General features: G+C 73.6%; 19 protein-coding genes. 6 read left to right on the plus strand and 13 right to left on the minus strand.

Translation table 11 applies throughout. The features are described from left to right. Positions 1–12: 12 nt before the first annotated feature. Positions 13–408: a TOBE domain-containing protein gene (locus ACZ42X_RS10370; RefSeq protein ID WP_468286632.1), complete on the minus strand. Its 396-nt coding sequence runs from the start codon at positions 406–408 to the stop codon at positions 13–15. A gap of 244 nt (positions 409–652) precedes the next feature. Here ACZ42X_RS10370 and ACZ42X_RS10375 point away from each other — a divergent pair, with 244 nt between their 5' ends. Beyond that, on the plus strand, positions 653–1,876 hold the full coding sequence (locus tag ACZ42X_RS10375; protein WP_468286635.1) for an MFS transporter: 1,224 nt from the start codon (positions 653–655) through the stop codon (positions 1,874–1,876). Here ACZ42X_RS10375 and ACZ42X_RS10380 read toward each other — a convergent pair. Next, complete coding sequence (locus tag ACZ42X_RS10380) at positions 1,798–2,712, minus strand: NAD(P)-dependent oxidoreductase (protein WP_468286638.1); 915 nt, start codon at positions 2,710–2,712, stop codon at positions 1,798–1,800. The two genes, ACZ42X_RS10375 and ACZ42X_RS10380, sit on opposite strands and share 79 nt — an antisense overlap. 127 nt (positions 2,713–2,839) lie before the next feature. Between ACZ42X_RS10380 and ACZ42X_RS10385 the strand changes: the two genes are divergently transcribed. Further along, positions 2,840–3,181, plus strand: coding sequence for a winged helix-turn-helix transcriptional regulator (locus ACZ42X_RS10385; RefSeq protein ID WP_468286640.1), 342 nt, complete (start codon positions 2,840–2,842; stop codon positions 3,179–3,181). Positions 3,182–3,201: 20 nt separating this feature from the next. Here the strand turns inward: ACZ42X_RS10385 and ACZ42X_RS10390 are convergent, their stop codons facing one another. Next, positions 3,202–4,134, minus strand: a complete 933-nt coding sequence (locus tag ACZ42X_RS10390) for a hypothetical protein (protein ID WP_468286643.1) — start codon at positions 4,132–4,134, stop codon at positions 3,202–3,204. 216 nt (positions 4,135–4,350) lie between these two features. Between ACZ42X_RS10390 and ACZ42X_RS10395 the strand changes: the two genes are divergently transcribed. Together ACZ42X_RS10395 and ACZ42X_RS10400 are read left to right on the plus strand one after the other, a co-directional pair. Beyond that, positions 4,351–5,439 carry a PP2C family protein-serine/threonine phosphatase gene (locus tag ACZ42X_RS10395; protein WP_468286646.1) on the plus strand — a complete coding sequence of 363 codons (1,089 nt, stop codon included), beginning with the start codon at positions 4,351–4,353 and terminating at the stop codon, positions 5,437–5,439. A gap of 139 nt (positions 5,440–5,578) precedes the next feature. Beyond that, a complete protein-coding gene (locus tag ACZ42X_RS10400; protein ID WP_468286649.1) occupies positions 5,579–6,544 on the plus strand; it encodes a UbiA family prenyltransferase in 966 nt (321 codons plus the stop codon). A 70-nt stretch (positions 6,545–6,614) separates the two neighbouring features. On the opposite strand, the gene ACZ42X_RS10405 is transcribed toward ACZ42X_RS10400, so the two are convergent. From ACZ42X_RS10405 to ACZ42X_RS10440, 8 genes are all read right to left on the minus strand, one after another. Beyond that, positions 6,615–7,334 carry a helix-turn-helix transcriptional regulator gene (locus tag ACZ42X_RS10405; RefSeq protein WP_468286651.1) on the minus strand — a complete coding sequence of 240 codons (720 nt, stop codon included), beginning with the start codon at positions 7,332–7,334 and terminating at the stop codon, positions 6,615–6,617. A 189-nt stretch (positions 7,335–7,523) separates the two neighbouring features. Further along, positions 7,524–8,495, minus strand: a complete 972-nt coding sequence (locus tag ACZ42X_RS10410; protein WP_468286653.1) for a DMT family transporter — start codon at positions 8,493–8,495, stop codon at positions 7,524–7,526. Between the two features lie 2 nt (positions 8,496–8,497). Next, a complete protein-coding gene (locus ACZ42X_RS10415) occupies positions 8,498–9,424 on the minus strand; it encodes an ATP-grasp domain-containing protein (protein ID WP_468286656.1) in 927 nt (308 codons plus the stop codon). Positions 9,425–9,453: 29 nt separating this feature from the next. Further along, positions 9,454–10,200 carry an SDR family oxidoreductase gene (locus ACZ42X_RS10420; protein ID WP_468286658.1) on the minus strand — a complete coding sequence of 249 codons (747 nt, stop codon included), beginning with the start codon at positions 10,198–10,200 and terminating at the stop codon, positions 9,454–9,456. 16 nt (positions 10,201–10,216) lie between these two features. After that, positions 10,217–11,335 (minus strand): homoserine O-acetyltransferase MetX, encoded by a 1,119-nt coding sequence (gene metX, locus ACZ42X_RS10425; RefSeq protein ID WP_468286661.1) that lies wholly within the window; start codon positions 11,333–11,335, stop codon positions 10,217–10,219. Position 11,336: 1 nt separating this feature from the next. After that, positions 11,337–12,305, minus strand: coding sequence for a cysteine synthase A (gene cysK, locus ACZ42X_RS10430; RefSeq protein WP_468286664.1), 969 nt, complete (start codon positions 12,303–12,305; stop codon positions 11,337–11,339). A 121-nt stretch (positions 12,306–12,426) separates the two neighbouring features. After that, a complete protein-coding gene (locus tag ACZ42X_RS10435; protein WP_468286666.1) occupies positions 12,427–13,248 on the minus strand; it encodes an arginase family protein in 822 nt (273 codons plus the stop codon). Between the two features lie 3 nt (positions 13,249–13,251). Beyond that, positions 13,252–14,019, minus strand: coding sequence for a YqcI/YcgG family protein (locus ACZ42X_RS10440; protein WP_468286669.1), 768 nt, complete (start codon positions 14,017–14,019; stop codon positions 13,252–13,254). Between the two features lie 203 nt (positions 14,020–14,222). On the opposite strand from ACZ42X_RS10440, the gene aac(3)-VIII reads away from it, so the two are divergent. Further along, positions 14,223–15,107, plus strand: a complete 885-nt coding sequence (gene aac(3)-VIII / locus ACZ42X_RS10445; protein WP_468286671.1) for an aminoglycoside N-acetyltransferase AAC(3)-VIII — start codon at positions 14,223–14,225, stop codon at positions 15,105–15,107. Positions 15,108–15,211: 104 nt separating this feature from the next. On the opposite strand, the gene ACZ42X_RS10450 is transcribed toward aac(3)-VIII, so the two are convergent. Both ACZ42X_RS10450 and ACZ42X_RS10455 read right to left on the minus strand, forming a co-directional pair. Further along, positions 15,212–18,940 carry a hypothetical protein gene (locus tag ACZ42X_RS10450; protein WP_468286674.1) on the minus strand — a complete coding sequence of 1,243 codons (3,729 nt, stop codon included), beginning with the start codon at positions 18,938–18,940 and terminating at the stop codon, positions 15,212–15,214. A 51-nt stretch (positions 18,941–18,991) separates the two neighbouring features. Continuing rightward, positions 18,992–20,254, minus strand: coding sequence for an aminotransferase class III-fold pyridoxal phosphate-dependent enzyme (locus ACZ42X_RS10455; protein ID WP_468286676.1), 1,263 nt, complete (start codon positions 20,252–20,254; stop codon positions 18,992–18,994). A 100-nt stretch (positions 20,255–20,354) separates the two neighbouring features. Between ACZ42X_RS10455 and ACZ42X_RS10460 the strand changes: the two genes are divergently transcribed. Beyond that, positions 20,355–22,313: a phosphoribosyltransferase gene (locus ACZ42X_RS10460; protein WP_468286678.1), complete on the plus strand. Its 1,959-nt coding sequence runs from the start codon at positions 20,355–20,357 to the stop codon at positions 22,311–22,313. Positions 22,314–22,342 lie beyond the last annotated feature (29 nt).

Here is a 22,342-nt window from a genome sequence, read left to right on the forward strand (position 1 = left end):
TTCTCCGGTCGGTCAGGCGCGGTCGATGTGCACGTTGGTGGACTTCACGCGGGCGGTGGCCCGCATGCCGACCTCCAGCCCCAGTTCCTCGACGGCCTCGCGGGTGAGCAGGGAGACGAGTCGGTGCGGCCCGGCCTGGATCTCGACCTGGGCGGCGACATCACCGAGCTTGACGGCGGTGACGATGCCGGGGAAGGCGTTGCGGGCGGTGGTGTACGTGTCGTCGTCGTCTCCCGGGCCGGCCTGCGCGACCTCGATGGAGAACGCGGCCAGGTCCCGGCCGTCGATGAGGCGGCGGCCCGCCTCGTCGCGGTGGGTCGCGACCCGGCCGGCGTCCGCCCAGCGCCGCGCGGTGTCCGGACTGACGCCCAGGAGCCGAGCGGCCTGGCCAATTGTGTAGGACTGCATGTGCGCCACGCTAGGGCTGTTTCGCTCTTATCTGCAAACCTTTGAGGCTTCCTCCATGGCAGGTGGGAGGCGCGTCGGTCGAAGCGCCAAGCCGGGCCCGGCCCCGTACCCGCTCACGTCGCGGCGACGGCACCGGCACCCTGAGCCGCCCTGGGCAGATGCGGTGAAAGATCCGGCGGCGGGCTCGCAGAATCGGTTGATCCTCCACTGCTGCCCGGCACCTGCGTCCGGGAGACTCGCGTCCGTGAACGAAACAGCGCCGCCGGCGCCCTGGCTGTCCCCGGGAGTGAAGGGCATCGGCGCGGCGAGCTTCCTGGCGGACGTGGGGCACGAGATCCCCACGGCGCTGCTGCCGTCCCTGCTGACCTCCACGCTCGGCGCACCGGCCGCCGCCCTCGGCGCGATCGAGGGCGTCTCCGACGCGCTCGCCGGGGCGGCCCGCTTCGGCGGCGGCGTCCTCGCGGACGATCCGGCCCGGCGCCGCAAGGTCGCCGTCGGCGGTTACGCCACCACCGCGGTCCTGGGCGCGGCCACCGCCGGAGCCACGGCGGTGTGGCAGGTCGGCGTCCTGCGCGCCGCCGCCTGGACGGCCCGCGGGCTGCGGGTCCCCGCCCGGAACGCGCTCCTCGCCGACATCGTCCCGCCCCGGGCGTACGGCCGGGCCTACGGGTTCGAGCGGATGATGGACAACCTGGGCGCCATCTTCGGTCCGCTCCTCGCCCTGGGCCTGGTGGCGTGGCTCGGCGTGACGTGGGCGATCGGCCTCTCCGCCGTCCCCGGGCTGCTGGCCGCCGCCGCGATCGTCTACGCGATCCGCAGGACCCCGCGCCCCACCCGGCGCGACCGGGTCCCGCTGCGGATCCGCGTCACGCCGGTCCTCCGGGGCGACCTCGGCCGGCTCATGGCGGCCGTGGCGGCGTTCGAGGCGGGCAACGTCGCCGCCACCCTCCTCATCCTGCGCGCCACCGAACTCCTGAGCCCCGCGCACGGGACACGGACGGCGACGACCCTCGCGCTCGGCCTGTACACCGCGTACAACGTCGCCGCGACCGCCGCCTCGGTCCCGGCCGGCCGCCTCGCCGACCGCCTCGGCCCCCGGGGCCCGGTCCTCGTCCTCGCCGCCGGTGTCGCCGCGTTCGCCCTCTCCTACGGCCTCTTCGCCGTCACCCCCGCGGCCCTCGCCGTCCTGGCGGTCCCCTTCGTCCTGGCCGGCCTCGGCATCGGCGCGGTCGAGACGGCCCAGCACTCCGCGGTGGCCGCCCTCGCCCCGAAGTCCGTGCGCGGCTCCGCCTTCGGCGTGCTGGCCACCGTGCAGTCCCTCGGCAACCTCGCCGCCAGCGCCGTCGCCGGCATCCTGTGGACCGCCGTGTCCCCGACCGCCGCCTTCGCCTACCTCACGGCCTGGATGCTCCTGGCGCTGGCCGGGCTGTTCTTCTTGAGGACCTCCGTCAGGGCGGAGACGCTGTGATCGCCGTAGCCGGCGTCGACCGCCCGCCGGAGCAGGTCGTGGAAGGGCTTGTGCCACTCCGTGTCGAGGCCCGCCTCCTTGCCGAGCTCCTCGTCATGGGCGGCCCCGGCCAGGAAGAGGTTCACCGAGGAACCGGGCGCGCTGTAGTCGCCGCGGTCGATCTCCTCGGCGAAGACCGGTAGGACCGAGTTGATCATCTCGAACCACTTGACGCTGAACCGCACCATCGAGGCCGCCGTCAGCCCGCGGGCCTGCAGGGCGGCTGCACCCTGGAAGAAGCCGACCAGCGCGGGCAGCAGGGTGCCGCCCACCGCCATCTCGTACAGGGCGGCGAGGTCGGCGTCGGGACCGAGGTAGACGGTGTCGCCGCCCAGCACCCGCAGCGTCGGCGCGAACTCGTCGAAGACGCCGCGGTCCCCGCCGTAGTACAGGAGCGTGTCCTCCGCGCCCATGGCGGACGGCACGTTCTTGATCGCTCCGTCGAGATGGCGCGCGCCGTGCGCGAGCGCCCATGCGGCCATCTCCCGGGCCCCGGCCGGCGAACCGCTGTTGAGCGTCACGAGGGCCCGCCCCTCGAGCGCGCCGGCCGCCGGCTCCAGGGCCTCGATGGTGCTCTCGTACGTGGTCAGGCAGGCGATGACGAGCGGACTCGCCGCGATCGCCGCGTCCAGGGCGGGAGGCTGGACCGCCCCCTTGGCCACGAGCGGCACACCCTTCGACGGCGTCCTGTTCCAGACGGTGGTCGGGTGCCCGGCGCCGATGAACGCCTCGGCCAGAGCACTCCCCATCGAGCCGAGCCCGACAACGGTTACGGGAATGCGGTCATGCTCGATCATGCGTCGCTCCTGCCTGATGCCGAACGCGGTCTCAGCGCGATGTCCGTTCCATGCTGGGGTGACGCCAACTCGCCTGCAAGTACCGACAATTTCGTCCGGTACCCACATTCTTGTGAGGGGAATTCCGTTGAACAAGCGGACGTATACGTGCGGACTGGACGCCGCCATCGACGTCATGGGCGGCAAGTGGAAGGGGCTCATCCTCTTCTGGCTCGCCGAAGGCCCGCTGCGCTTCGGCGCGTTGCGCCGGACGGTGGCCGGCATCAGTGAGCGGATGCTGACCCTGCAGTTGCGGGAGCTGGAGGCCCGCGGCCTGGTGCACCGCGAGGTCCACCACCAGGTCCCGCCGAAGGTCGAGTACTCACTGACCGACTTCGGCCACTCGCTCGTCACCGCTCTCGTCCCGCTCGGCGAGTGGGGCGAGGAGCACATGGAGCGCCTCGCGGGCGAGGCGCCGCCCTCACCGTGACCTGCGCCGGGACCCCTCCGCTAGCGGAGCGGCGGGGGAGCCGTCGGAAGCGGTGCCGTCGACGGCGACGTCCACTGCGGCGCCGGGCGGGACTCGTACAGCACCGTGTGGAACCGTCCGGCCGACTCCAGGCCCTCGGGATCCGCGCCGAGCGCCCGGACCGCCTCCACGGCGTACGCCTGCTCGCGCGCGTCCGTGAAGCGCCGCTGCGGCCAGGTGCGGGCCGGGTCCGCCACGGTGCGCATGCCCCGCGAGGCGAGGGCCTCCGCGATGCCCGCGTACGACACGGTGCGCAGGACGAAGGCGCTGACCCACACCGGCGGGCGGGCCGCGTCCAGCAGCGCGTCGAACGTGCGCCGGGTGACGTAACTCCCGCCGCCGGTCATGGTGAGGAGCCCGACGCCCGAGACGGCGCGGCGCAGGCCCGGACCGGCCGGGCCGCGTTCCAGGTTGTCGGTGAACGCCTCGTCCAGCAGTCCCACCGCCCGTGCGTACCGCAGTGCCCGGCCGGCGATGTCCAGGCCGACGACCGGGACGGCGTCCGCACGCCGGCGCCGCGCGTAGAACTCCTTGTCCCACGCCATCAGCTCCTCGGTGGACAGCCGCCGCGCCCGCGGGCAGGTGTAGTGCTCGTACAGCTCCGCGAGCGTGAGGTCGTGGTTGAGGAGAGCGGCGTTGACGCCGTACGAGCAGCACACGTCCAGCACGGCGGGTGAACCCCGGCCGCCGCGCGGCGCGGCGGTGCGCCACTCGGCCACGGTGCGCCTGAAGACGGCCTGGGCGTGGTGGGGGATCTCGTACCGCAGCGGTGCCAGCCGTGCGAAGTACGCTCGCGGGTCCGGCTGGTCGTAGACGTCGTCGAACTTCGCTTTGCCGCTGTCCGAGCCGTCCGAGCCGTCCGCGCTGTCCCCGCTGTCCGCGCTGTCCGGGCCGCCGAGGCCGGAGCCTGTCATGGAGAGCTCCTCTCCCTCACGTCATGCGTGCCGTCCCTGCCGTCCATGCCGTCCGCCATCGTGGCCGCCCGGGGCGGCGCGGGGGGCGTGTGCACCGGGGGCGCACGGGTGCAGGCTCCGCGCCGGTGGTCATCGGCCGCCCGGCCCACCGGGTCGTACGTACCGCCATGCGAGGACATCCGATCGACGTCCTATATGTCCCGATATCATGCCTTCATGATCTCGCTTGGCCGACTGCGGCCGCGCCGCCCTCCCCGCGGCAGATGGGACGCGGCGCTGCTGTCGCCCCTGGTCCTCACGGCCCTCATCGTCGGCCTGGCGTTCTCCACGCCGAGGGAGATCGCCTTCAGCCGTCTCCTGCCCGCCGCGCCCGCGCTCGCCGCCGCGATGTGGCCGGTGCTGCCCACCCTGCTGCTGGGGGCGTTCTGCCTGCTGGTCATGATCACCCTGAGCTTCTTCCACACCGACCTGGGGACGCCGTACACGGGGGCTGCGATCGTCGCGGTCACCCTGGCCGCCGCGTACGCGAGCCACCTCCGGCTCCAGCGGGAGCAGACGCTCTTCCACGTCCGGCTCGTCGCCGACGCGGCACAGAAGGTGCTGCTGCGCCCCCTGCCCGGCCGCATCGACGGCGTCGAGATCGAGTCGCTGTACCTGGCGGCCCAGGAGCAGGCCCGCATCGGCGGCGACTTCTACGAGGCGGCCGACACCCCGTACGGGGTCCGGCTGCTCATCGGTGACGTGCGCGGCAAGGGGCTGTCCGCGGTGGGCGCGGCCGCGGCCGTGACCAGCTCCTTCCGGGAGGCCGCGTACGACGAGCCCGACCTGACGGGCATCGCCCGGCGCCTGGAGACCAGCATCATCCGCCACATCGCCGCCTTCCCGGGGCCGGACCTGCCGGAGCGCTTCGCCACCGTTCTCCTCGCGGAGATCCCCCGCTTCGGTGGCCGGATCACGCTCCTCAACTGCGGGCACCCGCCGCCCCTGCTCGTGCACCACGGGCGGACCCACGTCCTGGAGCCGTCCACCCCCTCGCCGCCCCTCAACCTCGCAGCGCTGATCGGAGACGCCTACTGCGTCGACACCGCCGCCTTCGTCCCGGGCGACCACCTGCTCCTCTACACCGACGGCGTGACGGAGACCCGGGACCACGCGGGTGAGTTCTTCCCCCTCCCGGAGTGGATGGCGGAGCAGGAGCCGGCGTCACCCCGCGAGCTGCTCGACCGGCTGCACCGCGACCTGCTCCGCTACAGCCGGGGAAGGCTCGACGACGACATCGCGGCCCTCGCCCTGCGGTGCGCCTGACGGCCGTCCGGGCTGCCTCCCGTGTGCGCGTCCCCCCAACCGGCGCTGGCGCACGGCTGATTGGGCGCTTCCGCGGTGCACCCTGTGTACGCCGATGGTTGTATGGCCGGGGCCGGGCGGCGTTCCTAGGGTTGCGACCGTGATCAATCTCAGTGGGCACGTGATCGTCACCAGGCCGGCTCGAGTCCTGGATCTCCGTTGGCACTCCGCGTGGCACACGCTTGCGGAGACCGTTCGCCTCTGCTGGCACGAGGCCCGTCCGATCGTGCAGGTCGCCTTCCTCCTGCGGTTCGCGGTCGGAGTGGCGTCCGCGGCGCAGGTGCCGCACTCCCTCACCCGCCCCGCGCTCGGCATGGCGTCCCTGTGGTGTGCCGTGGTCTGCGCGTATCTGCTCAACGGTGTCACCGACGTCCGCGAGGACCGGGTGAACGGCTCCCGGCGCCCGGTCGCCCGCGGCGACCTCCCCGAGCGGACCGCCGCCCAAGGCAGCGTCCTGCTGGCCTGCGCCGCCCTCCTCCTCGGCGGGCTCGCCGGGCCCGGGGTGGTGCTCTGGACGGCCGGCTTCCTGGTCCTGGGCTGGGCCTACTCGGCCGAACCGGTGACGGCGAAGTGCTTCAGCGGGCGCTGCGCGCTGGTGGTCTTCGGACTGGGCGCGACGGCGTACGGGGCGGGCGTCTCGGCGTCCGGCGGCGAATGGACCGCGACCGGCGTGCTGGTCGCCGGGGTGATGCCGGCCTGGATGGCCCTGGTCGGCGCCGTGGTCAAGGACCTGGGTGACGTCAGCGGCGACGCGGCCGGCGGCCGCCGTACGGTCGCGGTCGTCCGTGGTCCGGCGGCCGCGCGGGCCCTGGCGGTGGCCGGTGCCCTCTCCGTCGGCGCGGCCGCACCGGCGCTGGCGCTGCTGTGGGTGACGCCTGCCCTGACGGTCGCGGTGCCGGTGGCACTCGGGTCGCTGTGGGTGGTCGTCCGGGTGGTGCGGGACGCCCGCCGCGAAGACGCCGACCGCGCGGAACGCCGCGGAGCCTACCGGGCCTTCATGGTCACCCAGTACGTCGCGAACCTCGCCGCGCTCGCCGGCCTGGTCCTGCTGCGGATCCTCGGCTGAACCGGTCCGCCTGAACGGAGCGAGACACGCCCACGTCGATCATCCCGACCGCGCCGCTCCGGCGGCGCGGTCAGCCCTTTCCGGGGAACATCTTGTTCAGCGCCTGCACCCGGGAGTTGATGCCGAGCTTGCGGTACGCGTTGTGCAGATGGCGTTTGACGGTCGCCTCCGTGATCTCGAAGCGCCGGCTGATCTGCCGGTTCGTCAGCCCCTCCCGTACCGCCGCGAGGATCTCCCGCTCCCGCAGCGTGAGCAGCTCCAGGGACTGCGGCTCCAGGGACTGCGGCTCCAGATCCGTCCGGGGTGGCGCCCCGGACGGCCGCTGCGGAGGGTCGGCGGGGGCCGGCGGCCGTGCGGCCTCCTCGTAGCCGCGGATCCCCTGGTAGAGACGCGCCCCCGTGACCGTACGGAACGTGGTGCTGATCTCCTGCTGCACCGCGTGCCGTTCCCCGGCCGGCATCAGGCCCGCCGCCCGCGTGACCGCCTCCTGCATGGCCTGCCAGAGCACCTCCGCCGCCCGGACCGACTCCGACACCGGGATCCGCTGGGTGACGCGGTGCGCGCCGAGCAGCCGGGAGTACTCCCCGGCACCCGCGACCTCCGCCGGCCGGCCGGTCTCCAGCGACTGCGCGCACTCGGCCACGATGTTCTGTGCCTGGTAGCGGCACTGCCGCCAGGCGTCTTCGCGGGTCGCCAGCGGGCTGCTCAGCCGTTGGAGTTCCGCCCGGTACGCCTCGACGATGGCGGACGTGGCGGTACGGAGCTGGTGTGCGGCCGCCTGACGACTCACTTCGCGCCTCCCCTTCCCGGGGCCGCGGCAGGCCCTGCCGATCCGCCCCGCAGCCTGATCGCGGAGAACGTAGCACCCTTCGTATCAGAGGAAAATGGGCGTCCGGAAAATGAGAATGCGAGAGCGCGGCGGCCCCGAAGCCACGGATTTCGTGGTTTCGGGGCCCGCCGGAGTGGAGAGGAGATTCCGTCACGACGTCCTGGCGCGTTGGGTGACGACGATGCAGGCGAGCACGACGGCCGCGGTCAGCGGCACGGCCGCACCGATCTCCTCACCGAGCAGCAGCACCGCCCATACGAGGGTCAACAGCGGCTGCGCCAGTTGGAGTTGGCTGGCCCGCGCCACCCCGATGAGCCCCATGCCCTTGTACCAGACGACGAAGCCGCCGAACTGCGAGACGGCCGCGATGTACGCCATGCCGACCAGCGCCTTGGCCGTGAGGTCCACCGGCTCGTGCGGCAGTGCCCACAGGGAGACGGCGAGGTTGACCGGGAAGGCCAGGACCACGCCCCAGGCGATGACCCGCCACCCCGGCATCCGGGCGGAGAGCCGCCCGCCGAAGGCGTACCCGGCCGCGCAGACGACGAGGGCGCCGAAGAGGTACAGATCGGCGACCGTCGGCGTGCCGTGGCTCTGCGAGAACGTGAAGGCGACGACGGTCGCCCCGCCGGTCAGGGCCGCGGCCCAGAACACCTTCGAGGGATGGCGCCGGGTGAGGACCGCGGAGAACGCCGCGGTGGCCATCGGCAGCGCGCCGATGACGATCGCCGAGTTCGCCGTGGACGACGTCTGCAGGGCGAGCGTGGTGAGCAGCGGGAAGCCGATCGCACAGCCGCCCGCGACGACCGCGAGCGCGGGCCAGTCGGCACGGGCCGGCAGCGGCGCCCGCGTCACCAGCAGCGCCGTACCCGCGATGACGGCGGCGAGCACACCGCGCACCCCGATGGCGCTCCACGGTCCGAAGCCGTCGAGGGCCCACACCGTACCGGGGAAGCTGAAGGAGAAGCTGAGCACGCCGAGTGCGGCGTAGAGGGTGCCGCGCGGCACGACCGAGGCGCCACCGGCCGGGGTCGTGGCGGAAGGGGTCGTGCCGGTCGGAGTCGTGCCGGCCGGGGTCGTGGCGGCCCGGGTCGGGGCTGTGGGGATCTGTTGCGTTGCCATGGTCATCCGTTCCTGCGGTCTCGGGAGATGTCTTCCAGCCGTGCGGCGATGGCCCGCGCGAACCGGGTCGCGGAGCCCTCCGCGAAGGGCATGCTCAGCGACGGCTCGCACACTTCGAGTTCGAGCAGCACGGGTCTGCCCGCGCCGTCGCGGATGAGGTCGACGCGGCCGTAGAGCAGCGGCCGTTCCAGCTCGAGTCGTGCCACCACCGCCTCCAGCGCGGCCGAGGCGACCGCCCGCTCGTCCTCGGCGGCCTCGCGCGCGGTGCGGGCGTCCTGGGTGGGGACGTCGACGGTTCCGTCCGGCAGGAGCAGCGCCCGCTTGCGGATGGCGTGGCTGTACGCGCCGTCGAAGTAGACGAGGTCGGTCTCACCGTCGCGGTCGACGGCGTCCAGGTAGGGCTGGATGAGCGCGTCGCAGCCCTGCCGGAGCAGCTTGGCGATGTGCCGCGTCGCCTCGGGCTCCTGCGCGCGGGAGAACCGCTGGACGTCCCGCGAGTAGGCGCCCACGGTCGGCTTGACCACGAACTCGGCGGCCCCGGGGTGCCGTTCGAGGAAGGCCCGCAGGGCGTCGGCGGGCTCCGCCTCCGGCGCCACGAAGCTGCTCGGTACGACGGGCACACCGGCCGCGTCCAGATCGCCCAGGTAGCTCTTGTCGAGGTTCCAGCGCACCACCGGGAGCGGGTTCAGAAGATGCGTCACGGCGGTGACGTGCTCGCACCACCGCAGGAAGCGCGGGAGTTGCTCGACGTAACTCCAGGGGGACCGCAGCAGTACGGCGTCGAAGAGCCCCCAGTCGATGTCCGGGTCCTCCCAGCTGCATATCTCGGCCCGCACGCCGGCGGCCTCACACGCCTCCAGCAGCAACGGCATGTCGTAGTCGATCGGAAGGCTGGTCGTGTCGGTGGCCAGGGCCACGTGGTTGCCCATAGGGGAAACGCTCCATTGATGTACCGGTGTTACCAGGGGACGGTTTCGCCGCGATGCGTGTACGAGCCGGTGGGGCCGTCGTCGCCGAGCAGGGCCATCGCCACGCCCGTCCGGGCGCCCTCCGGGATGGTGAGGTCTCCCTCGCCGTCGTTCAGGCCGGTCCGGGTGTAGCCGGGGTGCACGGCGTTCACCTTGATCGGGGTGTCGCGCAGTTCGTAGGCGAGGTGGACGGTCCACGAGTTGAGCGCGCTCTTGGAGGCGCTGTAGGCGGGGAGCGACTTGAACATGTCGCTGTAGGCGTACGAGTCGGGATCGCCGTGCGTGCCGACGGAGCCCAGCAGGCTGGACAGGTTGACGATGCGGGCGGCCCGGGACCGCCGCAGCAGCGGCAGGAAGGCCCGGGTCACCTCGACGACGGCGAACAGGTTGGTGTCGAAGGTCTGGCGCCACAGCGCGAGCGGCTGTTCCGACGGCCTCCTGCCGTACTCCTCGACGCGGATGGCGGCGTTGTTGACGAGGATGTCGAGCCGGCCGTACGACCGCTCGACGTGGGCGGCGGCGGCCCGGATGCCGGCGGCGTCGGTCACGTCGAGGACCAGCGGTTCCACCGGGAGGCCGGTCCGGCGCAGTTCGTCCACCGCCACGGTGACCGCCTCGCGGTCCCGTCCGGTGAGGAGTACCCGGACGCCTTCGGCGGCGAGGCGGCGCGCGGTCTCGAATCCGATACCGCGGTTCGCGCCGGTGACGAGGGCCAGCCGGGACGAGTGGTCGGGCATACGCACCTCCGGAGTGCTAGAGCGTGGTGAGGAACTTCGCGATGGGGAGCGCGAAGCGGTCGATGTCGACGAGGAAGGCGTCGTGGCCCTCGTCCGACTCCAGGGCCAGGAACGCGGCGTCCGTGCCTCCGGCGGCGAGACCGTCGGCGATCTCCCGTTGCTGTCCGGGCGGGAAGAGGATGTCGGTCTCCACACCGATCACCAGCGCCTTCTCCAGCGGTATGCGGGCCAGGACCTCGGCGGTCGGGGCGCCGCAGGACTCGCCGAGGTCGAAGCGGTCCATACAGCGGCTGAGGTGGAGATAGCTGTTGGGGTCGAACCGGCCGGAGAACTTCCGGGCGTGGCATTCGAGGTACGCCTCGACCTCGAACTCCGGACCGAAGGGGTCGTCGTCCGCGCGGCGCTCCGCCGCGATGCGGGCACGGCCGAAGCGGCGGTCCCACTCACGGGCCGAACGGTAGGTCGTCATGCCCAGCTTGCGCGCCGTGAGCATGCCGCGGTGCGGGTAGCTCTCCGCGTCGTAGCGGCCGTCGTTCCAGTGCGGGTCGAAGCGGATCGCCTCGCGTTGCAGCGAGCGGACCGCCGTCGCGAACGGCAGCGAGTTCGCCGCCCCGCAGATGTTCAGGTGGGCGCGGGCCAGCCCCGGGTGCCGGGCCAGGAGGGACAGCGCGCTCATCCCGCCCATGGAGGTGCCGATGACGCAGGCCAGCTGCTCGACGCCGAGGGCACGTACGGTGTGGGCGGCGGCGTCGGCGATGTCCTCCATCGAGAGTTCCGGGAAGTCGGGGCCGTACGGTACGCCCGTCGCGGGATCGACGGAGGCGGGCCCCGTCGAGCCCTTGCAACTGCCCAGTGAGTTGACGCAGATCACGTACCAGCGGTCGGTGTCGACCGGTCTGCCCGGCCCCACCATGGCCTCCCACCACCCCGGCGAAGGGTCCTGTGGGTGGGAGGCGACGTGGCTGTCGGGCGACAGGCCGGTGAGGATCAGGACCGCGTTGTCACGTTCCCGGGTCAGCCGTCCGAGCGTCTCGTACGCGATCCGCGCACCGGTCAGGGTGCCGCCGCGGAGCAGGGTGAACGTACGGGGCAGGGCGGAGAACCGGGCGGCCGGCGGGACGAATTCCCTGCTCACGTCAGTTCCCGGAGTCCAGCGACGCGAGCCACTCGTCGTCCGAGCCCTCGTTGACGCCCTCCATGAGGAACGTGGACAGATAGCGCTCCCCGGTGTCGGGCAGCATGGCGAGCAGCACCGAGCCCTCCGGGGCGGTCTCCGCGACGCGCAGCGCGGTGGCCAGGGTTGCGCCGGCGGAGATGCCCGCGAAGACGCCCTCCTCCGCGGCGAGCCGGCGCGCGGTGTCACGGCCCACCGTCTCGTCGACGGTGACCAGTTCGTCGATGACACGGTCGTCGAGCACGCTGGGCACGAAGTTGGGGGACCAGCCCTGGATCCGGTGGACGTTCCACTCCTTCTTGCCCAGGATGGCGGCGTTCTCCGGCTCGGCGGCGACGACCCGGACCCCGGGGCGGGCGGTCTTCAGCATCTGTCCGACGCCGGTGAGGGTGCCGCTGGTACCGAACCCGGTGACGAAGTAGTCCAGCCGCCTGCCCGCGAAGTCCGCGAGGATCTCCGACGCCGTGGTCTCCCGGTGGTAGGCGGGATTGGCCGGGTTGTCGAACTGGCGGGCCCGGAACCAGCCGTGCTTCTCGGCCAGTTCGTCGGCTATGCGGTTGCCGCCGCTGCTGCCGAGCTCGCCGGGGAAGAGGATCACCTTGCCGCCGTACGCCCGGATGAGCTGGCGCCGCTCCTTCGAGTACGTGTCGCCCATGACCGCGACGAAGTGGTAGCCGCGCGCCGCGGCCACCATCGCCAGGGCGATGCCGACGTTGCCGGAGGTGCACTCCACGATCGTGTCGCCGGGCTTCAGCAAGCCCTTGGCCTCGGCGTCGAGGACCACGGAGAGCGCGAGCCTGTCCTTCACCGAGCCGCCGGGATTGAACGCCTCCACCTTCACGTAGACCGTGGTGTGCGCGGGGGCGAGGCGGTTCAGCCTGACGATCGGTGTGCGGCCGACGGTGTCGAGGATGCTGTCGTAGAGGGGCATGGGGTCTCTCCTTGGCGGGCGGGTGAGAGGGGGCAGCCGCGGGCAACCGGGGGCAACCGGGCGAGCGAGCCGGGAAGGGAGCCGGGAAGGGGCCGGGGAGGGGCCGGTGAGGGGGCCGGGCCTACCGGCCGGCGAGGGCGCTCTCGAAGACGGGCGCGACCATGTCGAGGATCACGGCGACGGCGCGTTCGTTCTGGGCCTCGTCCAAGGAGGCGTCGAACTCGGCCAGTTCCACGCCGAGCAGCCGGTCGGCCGGAATCGTGTCGAAGACGGTCCGTATCTGCTCGGGGAGCAGGCCGTCGGGGACGGTGTAGTCGGCCGGTACGTGGCCCGGTTCGAGTACGTCCCAGTCGATGTGCACCCAGACCGGGCGGTCGCCGATGGCGTCCAGGATGGTCTCGGCCGTCGTCTCCCCGGGCGGGATGACCCGCACCCCGGCCCGGGCGATCAGCTCGGCCTCGGCCTCGTCGATGTCCCGGCTGCCGACCAGCACCGCCTGCGACGCCGGCAGCCCGGCACCGTGGCCGCTGTCCCACAGGCCGCACGCGGCGGCGAGGACCATCCCGCCCAGGTAGCCGGTCCCGGTCGTGTCCGGCGTGTTGAAGTCGCCGTGCCCGTCGATGTAGAGCACCACGGCGTCCGGGAGCTCACGGGCCACGACCGGCAGCGTGCCGATGCTCGCGGGGCAGGTGTTGGAGATCAGGACCGTCCGGTGCCCGGCGCGGATGCTCTCGCCGACGGCCCGGCCCAGTGCGGTCAGCTGCTCCCCGGCCTGCGGAAGGCTGACGCTCCAGTCGTCGTCGGCGGCGGGCGCGGGCTCGCCGATCCAGCGGCCGGTGAGTCCGTACCGCTGCTCCAGGGCGCGCGCGATGCGGGCCGCGCCCTCGATCATCCGGGGCTTCCGGTCGGCCACCCGGCCCTGGGAGACGATGAGTTCGATCATGGTTCAGGAAGTCCTCTGCGTGTCGTCGTCGGTGCGGGGCTGGAAGGGGCAGGTGTCGGAGCGCCCGGTGTTCTCCTCGATCAGGCCGTACTGCTGCCATTCGAGGGCACCGGCGCCGTAGGAACCCAATTGCGGGGAGTGCTGAACACCGTCGTAACGGTGTATTCGCTTGCGAATGTTGGCGCGCACTTTCCGCCCGCTCGGAGTGTCCCCGGCGAATACGTCGAACCGCTCCCGCGGATTGATGACGAGAACGAAGGAGCCGCCGAGATGACGGCTGCGGCGCACCCGGTGTGCGGGATTGCTCATATTGCAGAAAAGCGGCATTCCGTTGAAGCACATGGACCAGGCCTCGGACTCCGGATGCCGGGCGACGCCGGCCGGCCAGGGCGCGGGGTCGACCCGGTGCAGCTCCTGCAGGACGTGCCAGCCGAAGGCGTGGTGGTCCTCGACGGAGCCGGCCGTCACGGCTTCCGGCGAGAACACCACGACCAGCGGATACGCGGTGTCCAGCTGTCCGTCCCAGCTCCTGGCCTGCTCGACGTACTCCGTGAGGGCCGCCGCCAGGTGCCGGATGCCGTCGCTCCCGGCGTCGGCCACGAAGGCGAATCTCAGAAGCTGCTTGCGGAAGGCGTTCCGCGAGAACACACAGGGAAAGTCCGGGTCGGCGAGCCGCGCCGCGATCTCCTCGACCGCGGTGCGCTGCCAGCCCTCCTCGAATTCACTTGTCAGCGCCTGGGGAACGATTGCTGATTGCTGCGACGTGTGCACCTAGCCATCCGTTTCTGCGGTTACGGGCTGTGGCGATGGCCATGGTGTCCCGCGGAATCGGAGCGTCGCAATGGAGGGAAACGAAGGGTTGAGCAAGGGTGTATGGCGCGTACAGCGAAAGTTGTAGGGAAGGTGTTTTTCCCTCAGCAGCGGGCATGGCCGAAAACCGTCCTGCGCCCGGCGTACGCCGCTAGGTTCGGCGCGTGGACGAGAGGGAACTGATCGAGCGCGTCGGTGGCCCCGTCACACGGGCCCGCCTGGTGCGCGACCTCGCAGAGCTTGGTGTCGGCGCCGGCGACACCGTCATGGTGCACACCCGCATGTCGGCGATCGGCTACGTCGTGGGGGGCACGCACACCGTGATCGGCGCGCTCCTGGAGGCCGTCGGCGACGCCGGCACCCTCATGGCCTACTGCGGCTGGAACGACGCCCCGCCCTACGACCTCGCCGACTGGCCGCCGGAGTGGCGGGACGCGGCCCGCGCCGAGTGGCCCGCCTACGACCCGCTGCTCAGCGAGGCCGACCACAACAACGGCCGGGTCCCCGAGGCCCTGCGCCACTGGCCCGGAGCGGTCCGCAGCCGGCACCCCGACGCGAGCTTCGTCGCGGTCGGGCCGGCCGCTCACCGCCTGATGGACGACCACCCCTGGGACGACCCGCACGGCCCGGACAGCCCGCTCGCCCGGCTCGCCGAGGACGGCGGCCGGGTCCTGCTGCTCGGCGCCCCGCTGGACGCGCTGACGCTGCTGCACCACGCGGAGGCACTGGCCGAGGCACCCGGCAAGCGGTACGTCGCGTACGAGCAGCCGATCACCGTCGACGGCCGCCGGGTGTGGCGGCGGTTCCGGGACGTCGACACCGAGACCGAGGCGTTCCCGTACGGACGCGTGGTGCCCGAAGGGGTGTGGCCGTTCACGGTGGTCGCCGAGGACATGCTGGCCGCGGGCATCGGCCGCACCGGCCGCGTGGGCGCCGCCCCCTGCCACCTCTTCGAGGCTCCGGACGTGGTCCGGTTCGGCGTCGAGTGGATCGAGGGCAAGCTGGGCGAGGCGGCGGGCAAGCCGGGGGAGGCGGCCGGCGGTTCCTGAACCGCCGACCGCCGCCTAGCGCTGACCGCCTACCGCCTCCTACCGCCTCCGGCCGGCGCGGCGGCCGGTGGTCCGCCCGCCGCGACGGCCTCGGCACGGTCACTTCACGCGGCCACGTGCCCCGCACCGGCCTTCGCGCGGATGTCACGCCGAAGCCGCCCGTCCGCCGCGGCGACGGCCGCCGTCAGCAGCTCCTCCCGGTGCGGTCCGGCACCGTACGGCACGACCTCCAGGTCCGCCACGAGCCCGGCCAGCAGGCCCTCGCGGTCCAGCACCTCGGCGTACCGGTGCACCAGGAACTGCTTGCAGCGCCGGTGTGCCCGGGGCGCGGCGGCGACCCGCCGGGCCACGTCCGCCGCGTTCGCCTCCGTCACCACCAGCCAGGGCGCCCGCCGCAGGAGCGGGCCGTCACCACCGGGGCGCCCGGCGAACGCCCGCGCCACCGCGTCCCGCACGTCCGCGCGGGGGAGCAGCGCCGCGCCCAGCACGTCGGCCCAGCCCGGCGCGTCCGCCGCGGTGAACGCCGCCACCGCCGCGTCCGGGAACCGGGCCGCCACCAGGAGCGCCAGCTGCTGCACCGCGTTGTGCCCGGCGATCCAGTCGGCCGGGTCCTCCGTGGCGGCCAGCCGCCGCCACGCCGCGTCGAGCCGCGCCAGCGCGCCCTCGGAACCCTCGGTGGAGGCGGCCAGCACCTCGCTGCGGATCCGGCCGTCCGTGCACAGCATGCCGACGGCGGTGCCCAGCGGCAGGGTCTCCAGCGTCTCGAACAACTCGGCGTCGTCGTAGACGAGCCGGTAGTCGACGAGGGCCCGGAACACCTCGGCCCACTCCGGCTCCCGGAAAGCCTCCGGAAGGCTCGCGACGTCCTCCTCCGGCACGTACGAGAAGTCGTACGAGCCGTCGAAGAGGGTGCGGAACACCCCGAGCGCCAGCCGCATCTGCGCGAGGGTGAACCGTTCCGCGCCCGCCGGCGGGCGCGCCTCCACCTGGAGCGTCCACGTCCCGGCCAGCAGCACCCGCTCGCAGCGGAAGACCAGCTCGGGGAACCACGTGCCGCAGCGGTCCAGCAGGACCGTCAGCCCGGTGAGCCGTCCGGCCTCCTCCTCGGTGACGTCCGGCGGCTCCGTCCACTCGCCCTCCACCCGGTCGGGGCGGAACATCAGGCTCGCCTTGTGGATGCCCAGCGGCACGTCCAGTTCGAACGCGTCCCGGGTGAACCGCAGCAGCTTGTTGCCGCCCGGTCCGAACCGGTCCGACAGGCGCTGGAGTTCGCGCACTCCCGACGGGGCCCGCTCGGCGGGGTAGCGGGCGGTGCGGGCGAGCAGCCACTGGTGCAGCGCGTTGTGGAGCTGGTGCGGGTTGCCGGGCCCGTCCTCACCGCCGGCCGGTACGCCCTCGGCGGCCAGCTCCAGCAGCCGGCCCCAGGTCAGTTCCTCCTCCAGGGCGAAGCCGTCCGGCACCGGCGCCCCGCGCCACACCGCGACCCACGCACCGAACCCCTCGACCGCGCGCCGCTCGCCGTCCGAGAGGCCGAACGCGCCCACGAGGTCCAGCCACTGCTCCAGCAGATCGAGGTACGCGCGATACGGGCCCGGTTCCGGACGGTCCACCAGTTCCAGCAGCAGCCGCTTGAGGGTGCTGTCGTACGCCTCGATCAGGTCGCTCCTGGTCAGGTCCAGCAGCACCTGGTCCCCGCCATCGTCCCACGCTCCGGCACCCACGTAGGCCCGGTACGCGTCGTTCAGCGCCCGGCCGCGCCGTGCCGCGTCACCCGGGTCGGCGGCCGACAGGTCGACGCGGCAGCGCTCCACGGCCAGGTAGCGGGTGGCGAACTCCTCGTCCCGGGCGGCCAGTGCGAGCAACCGGTACGTCTCGGCGGGCGGCGCGGAGGAGCGCGCGGCGAACCGGCACAGCGCCTCCGTGCGGGCCGCGTCGTCCCGGGGGAGGGCGTCCACCGTGCGCCTGAGGACCTCCTCGCGCTCCGCCGCCGTGTACACGTCCAGGGCGTGCAGGGCGGACGACAGGGACGCCACCGCGTCCAGCAGGGCCAGCGCGGCCTCCGTGCCGCCCGCCCCGCCCGCCGCGAGGGCGAGGGCCGGGGTGAGCACGGTCTCCAGGGCCGTGTCCGGCACGGTGCCGGCCGCCTCCAGGCGGGCCACCGCGACCGCGACCCGCACGTCGGCGGTGCCCGTGGCCCGCGCCGCGGCCAGCCCGTGCACGTACGCCCGCGCGGCCTCCGGCACCAGCTCCGCGGCCCGTTCCGCCGGTACGCCGCCGTCGAGCAGCGCCTCCGCGGCACGGGCCGCGAACGCGGGCGACGCCACGTCGGCGCCGAGCCGGACGAACACGTCGGGGGCCGGCAGGAAACTGTCCCGCACGATCCGCTCCCGGACCCGCGACGACAGATGGGGCACCTCGTCCAGGCGGGCGACGCCCGGCATCAGCTCCGGGCCGGGCGGCGTGCCGTCCGCGCGGGCCGCCGCGGCGGCGTCGGCGGCGTCGCCGGCGGTGAACAGCAGCCGGCAGCCCTGCGGGACGGCGGTCATGCGCCGCGTCCCGGTCTCCACCGCGGGCGGCCGGCCGGTGCCGAAGTAGCACTCCTGCGTCCACGGGTCCGCGAGCGCGTACGACGCGGTCTCCGGGATGTCCTCCGGGCGCCCCCGCAGCACGGCGACGCCCTCCTGACGGAACATCACCGCGGCGTGCTCGGCCGGTGCGCCCCGCTCCACCAGGACGTGCCCGAGCCGCGCCCGCTGCTCGGGGTCGAGGCGGAGGTAGCGGCTCCAGGCGTCCTCCAGGCGCACGGACGTGAGGAACGACGAGGCGCGCACCCGGCGGGGCGGCACCAGGATGTCGACCGGCGCGGCGACGCACGTGGCGCGCCAGACGTCCCGGCAGGCGTCGGTGAGGGTCTCCAGCGACGGTTCGGGGTCGAACGCGGCGGCCGGGCGGACCTGCACCAACCGCGTCCGGGCGGTGTCCACCCGGCGCAGGAGTGCACCGCGCCACAGCGTCGTACCGGGGACGCCGGTCAGCCAGACCAGGCTGTTGTCTCCGTCGCCCAGGCGCTGGGCGGAGGCGAAGCCGAAGCCCAGCGACAGCTGGCCGACGAGCCGCCCGTCCGGCGTGAGTTCGGTGAGCCCGGTGACGGAGACGGTGCCCGCGTCGGTCTCCAGCACCCACTCGGAGTCCACGCGGGGCATGCCGAAGCCGCGGTGCACCCGCGTCAGCAGGTCGGTCAGGGCGGCCACGTCCGCGTCGCCCAGCAGCGGTGTCTCGCCCGGTGCGGCCGGGTCGGCCGCACCGGCCGGGCCCGCCGCGTCGACGAGGGGCTGCACGAACGCGGCGATGGGGGAGGGCCGGTACCCGGGGTCGGCCAGCCGCTGCTGGGCCACGGCGTGTTCGCCGTACCCGCTGAAGACGACCGCCGCGACCGTCGCGTACACGTCCTCGGGCCGCGGGCACACCAGGCTCTCGTAGCCGCCCGCGTTGACGTTGTCCTCCTGGTCCTCCGCACCCGAACTGCGGACGATCCAGGGCGCATCGCCGCACACCTCGCGGAGCCGCGCGGCGAGATCGGGGTGCAGCTCGCGCAGGAAATATGCGTATCCCGCGACGAGTTCCTTCTGCGTCGTTTCCGTCCCGCCCGCCCGCGCCGTGAATTCACGGGCGTCGGCCGGGTCGAGCGGGTACACCGGGAGTGCCACATCGGTGAATTGCGGGTCGCGGTGCAGCCGGAGCAGCCGGGCGCATTTCGCGCCGTACTTCGCGGTCTCCTCCGCCGATTCCTGCCCGGATGTTCCTGCGGTGCCGGTAACGGCTGGGCTGTCCATGGAAAGCCGCCTCAATGTCTCTGGTTTCCTTCGGGGTGTCGGGGGGCGGGTTCAGTCGTCGAGCAGCCGCGCCAGCAGCCCGGCGGTGGCCGCCCGGTCGCGCGGGGCCTCGCGCAGGCCGTCCATCACGTTCCAGGCGACCCGGTAGCGGGCCGCCTCGTCGACGCCGGCGCCGCCCGCGTACGGCGTCAGCCGGTCGCACACCCGGGTGAACCGCTGCTCGGCGTCGGTCAGCACGGCGTCGTCGAAGGCGGCCGACACGCCCTGGTTGTCGCCCGCGTAGAAGAGCAGGCCCTCGGCGTTCGCCGCCGCGTAGAAGGCGTCCTCCAGCTCCTCCGACGCCGGGACGAACTGGAAGAACGTGCCGTCGCCGGCGATCTCGACCGGCAGGGCCGCGTCCTCGAACGCCTTGCGGGCGTGGCGCAGGAACCGTTCGCCGGCCTCCCGGGCCGCCCGCTGCGGTTCCCCGGTGGCGACCCGGGCGAGCGCGGCGTCGGCCGCGGCCAGGATCGTCGGCTCGAAGAAGGAGGTGAACGACACCTCCTTCAGCGGCTTCAGCAGGGCGCGGGACCCGCCGACCGCGGACACCGCGTGCCCGTTGGCCATGCCCTTGGCGACCACCCACACGTCCGGCGCGAGGACCTCCGCGGTGGACAGGCCGGGCCCGTAGCGGAGGCCCACCTTCACCTCGTCCGCGACCAGCACGACCCCCGCCGCCGAGCACAGCCGGCGCAGCTCGCGGTACCAGGCGGGCGACAGGTGCATGTGGTCCGGCGACACGACCACCGCCGCGACCCGCTCGGGCGCGGCCAGCAGCTCCTCCAGGAGGCCGAGGTCGAAGAAGAAGTCCACCACCCCGTCCGCGTTGGGCTCCAGCGGCGCCGCGGACGGGAACCACATCGGGTCGTAGCCGTGGTAGCCGGCGCTCAGCAGCAGCGGCCGCCCGGTCGCCTCGCGCACGGCCAGCACGGCCGCCCGGACCGCCGCCGTACCGGACCGGAACAACCCCACGACGTCGCCGCCGCACAGGGCGTGCAGCCGCTCCAGGACCGCGTCGACCCGGGGGCTCCAGCCGGTGGCCGTGCCGTCCGCACCGGTCGCCGCCCGTGCGACGGCCTCCGCCACACCCGGGTCGCCGTGCCCCAGCAGAATCGAGCCCCGCGCATTGTCGAAATCGATCCAGCGAAATCCCGATTCATCGGTCACATAGGCGCCGGAAGCCGAAGTGAAAACCCGCGGCCGGTCCTTGTCGTCACGCGGGCACGTGGGAAATTCGGCCAGCAGGGAAGAGTTTTCCGTCATTGTTGATCCCATCGGAAAGTAAGGCGTTGAACGGTAATTCGGAAGGGGCGCAGAGTGTGCACGGGATCCGGGCGAGAACGTGCCGGAACCGGTGACTGTGAACCCTGGAGGAATGGACGTGGTGACGACCGGCGTGGCGATGCCAGCCCTGCACCGTGCTTTCGTGGACGCGGCCCGGCGGGACGGCGGCACGGCCGCCCTGCACGCCTGCGCCTGCTTCGCCGAGCAACTGCTCGCCGACGCCGCCGCGGCGCACCGGGCGGCCGGGGCCGACCCGGACGGGACTCCGACGGCCACCCGGCTCGCGCGGGCCGCCGACCGGTTGCGGGCCCTGTGCACCGAGCTCGCCCGCGACATGGCCGCCGGTCCGGCCGCACCCTCCGGCGACGCGGAGCAGCGGATCGCGGCCGTGGAGGAGGCCCTCGGCCTGGCCACCGCCACGACCGACGCGCTGTGGCGCTCCGCGGCGGCCGGGACGGACGAGTCGACCGCCGCGCTGCTGCGCCACGCCGCCGACTGGAAGACCCCGGAGTGCTACGGCTACGACCTGGCCGACCCCGAACTCTGCTTCGGCCAGGCCACCGAACACCTCACGGCCCGGTCCGCGCACGGGCCCGTGCTGGTCGTGGGCATCCGCACCGGAGGCTCGTACCTGGCGCCCTTCTGGCAGGCCGCCGCCGAGGACACCGGCTGCTCGGCGGGCCCCTGGCACAGCGTCCGCCCCGTGCGCGGCGCCGCCGGCATCACCCTGCCGGCTTCCGAACTCGCCGCGCTGCCGCGGGAACTGCCGCCCGGCACGACGCTCGTCCTGGTGGACGACCAGCCGGACACCGGCGCCACCGCGATCGCCGTACGCGACCGGCTGGTACGGCGCCTCCCCGGCGTGCGGGACGTCGTCCTGGCCGCGCCGGGACGGCTGTACGACCTGAGCGGCCCGGCCGTGCGCCTGCTGTCCGAACGGCCGGTCGTCCGCACGGAGGCACGCCTCTGGCAGCTCGCCGACGCCGGTGACACCGCCGCGCTCGTCGCCCGCGCCCGGGCGGCGGGTGTGCCCCTCGCGGCCGGCGCCGCCCACCGCGCCGAGCCCTTCCGGGGCCCGTTCGTCGCGGAGTACGGGACGGCCGGTGGCACCGCCCCCACGGCGGCGAGCGGCGGACCCCGCCGCATCGATCCGCGCAACCGGCCCTTCACACTCGTCAACGGAGCCGCCTCCGGTGCCGGAACCGACGCGGGGGAGGAGACGGAAGCGGAGGCGTACCACTTCCGGTTCATCGGCACCGGCCCGCACGGCCGGCAGTGCCACCGCGCCCTGCAGGAGCTGGGGGATCTGCTCCCGCCCGGCCACCTCTTCGCCGACGGCTACCTGGTGACGCGCCACGAGAACGGGCTGCGCCCGCTGCGCGAGGCCCTGCCGACGCTGACCGGGCCGGAGCGGCGGCGGGTGCTCCGCGAGGTCGCCGAGTCCTGGGCCGCGCTGCGCCGCGTCGGCGAGCTCGGCCGCCCGGGCGACCACGCCGTGTACGACCCGCGGGCCCGGCTCGACGGGGCGCTGCGGCGGCTGCGCGACCGCATGGGCCGGCCCCTGCCCGTCGACGGCGCCTGGACGGCCCGGTACCTGCCGGAGCGGGTGCCCCTCGGGGGCGTCGACGGCGTCCTGTTCCGCACCCCGCTGCCGTACGGCCACGGGTACTGGCACTGGCAGCTCGCCGGCGCCGGGCACGGGGAAGGCGGGGCCGGCGGCGACGACGGCCCCGCCCTGCGCGGCTCCTCCCTGCGGCGGTTCGGCCTGGACTGGATCTGGGGCGGAGGCGGCTGCCTGGAGAGCGAGATCGCCTCCTTCATCGTCGAGAACCGGCTCGACGCCGCCCACCGTGACCTGCTGCGGGAGGCCGTCGGCGCCGCCACGGGCGACACCCGGGCGTTCGACGCCGGTCTGCGGCTGGCCGGCGAGGCGCTGTACTGGAACGTCAAGACCTGGCTGCGGCGCTGCCCGGTCCTCACCGGAGCCACCGCCGACCGCGTCCGGACCGAACTGGCCGCGCAGGCCCGGTACGTCGCCGGCCTGGACTGAGCCGTGACGCCCGCCCCCGGCGGGGGCCC

It is taken from the genome of Streptomyces sp. NPDC030862 (assembly GCF_055571835.1).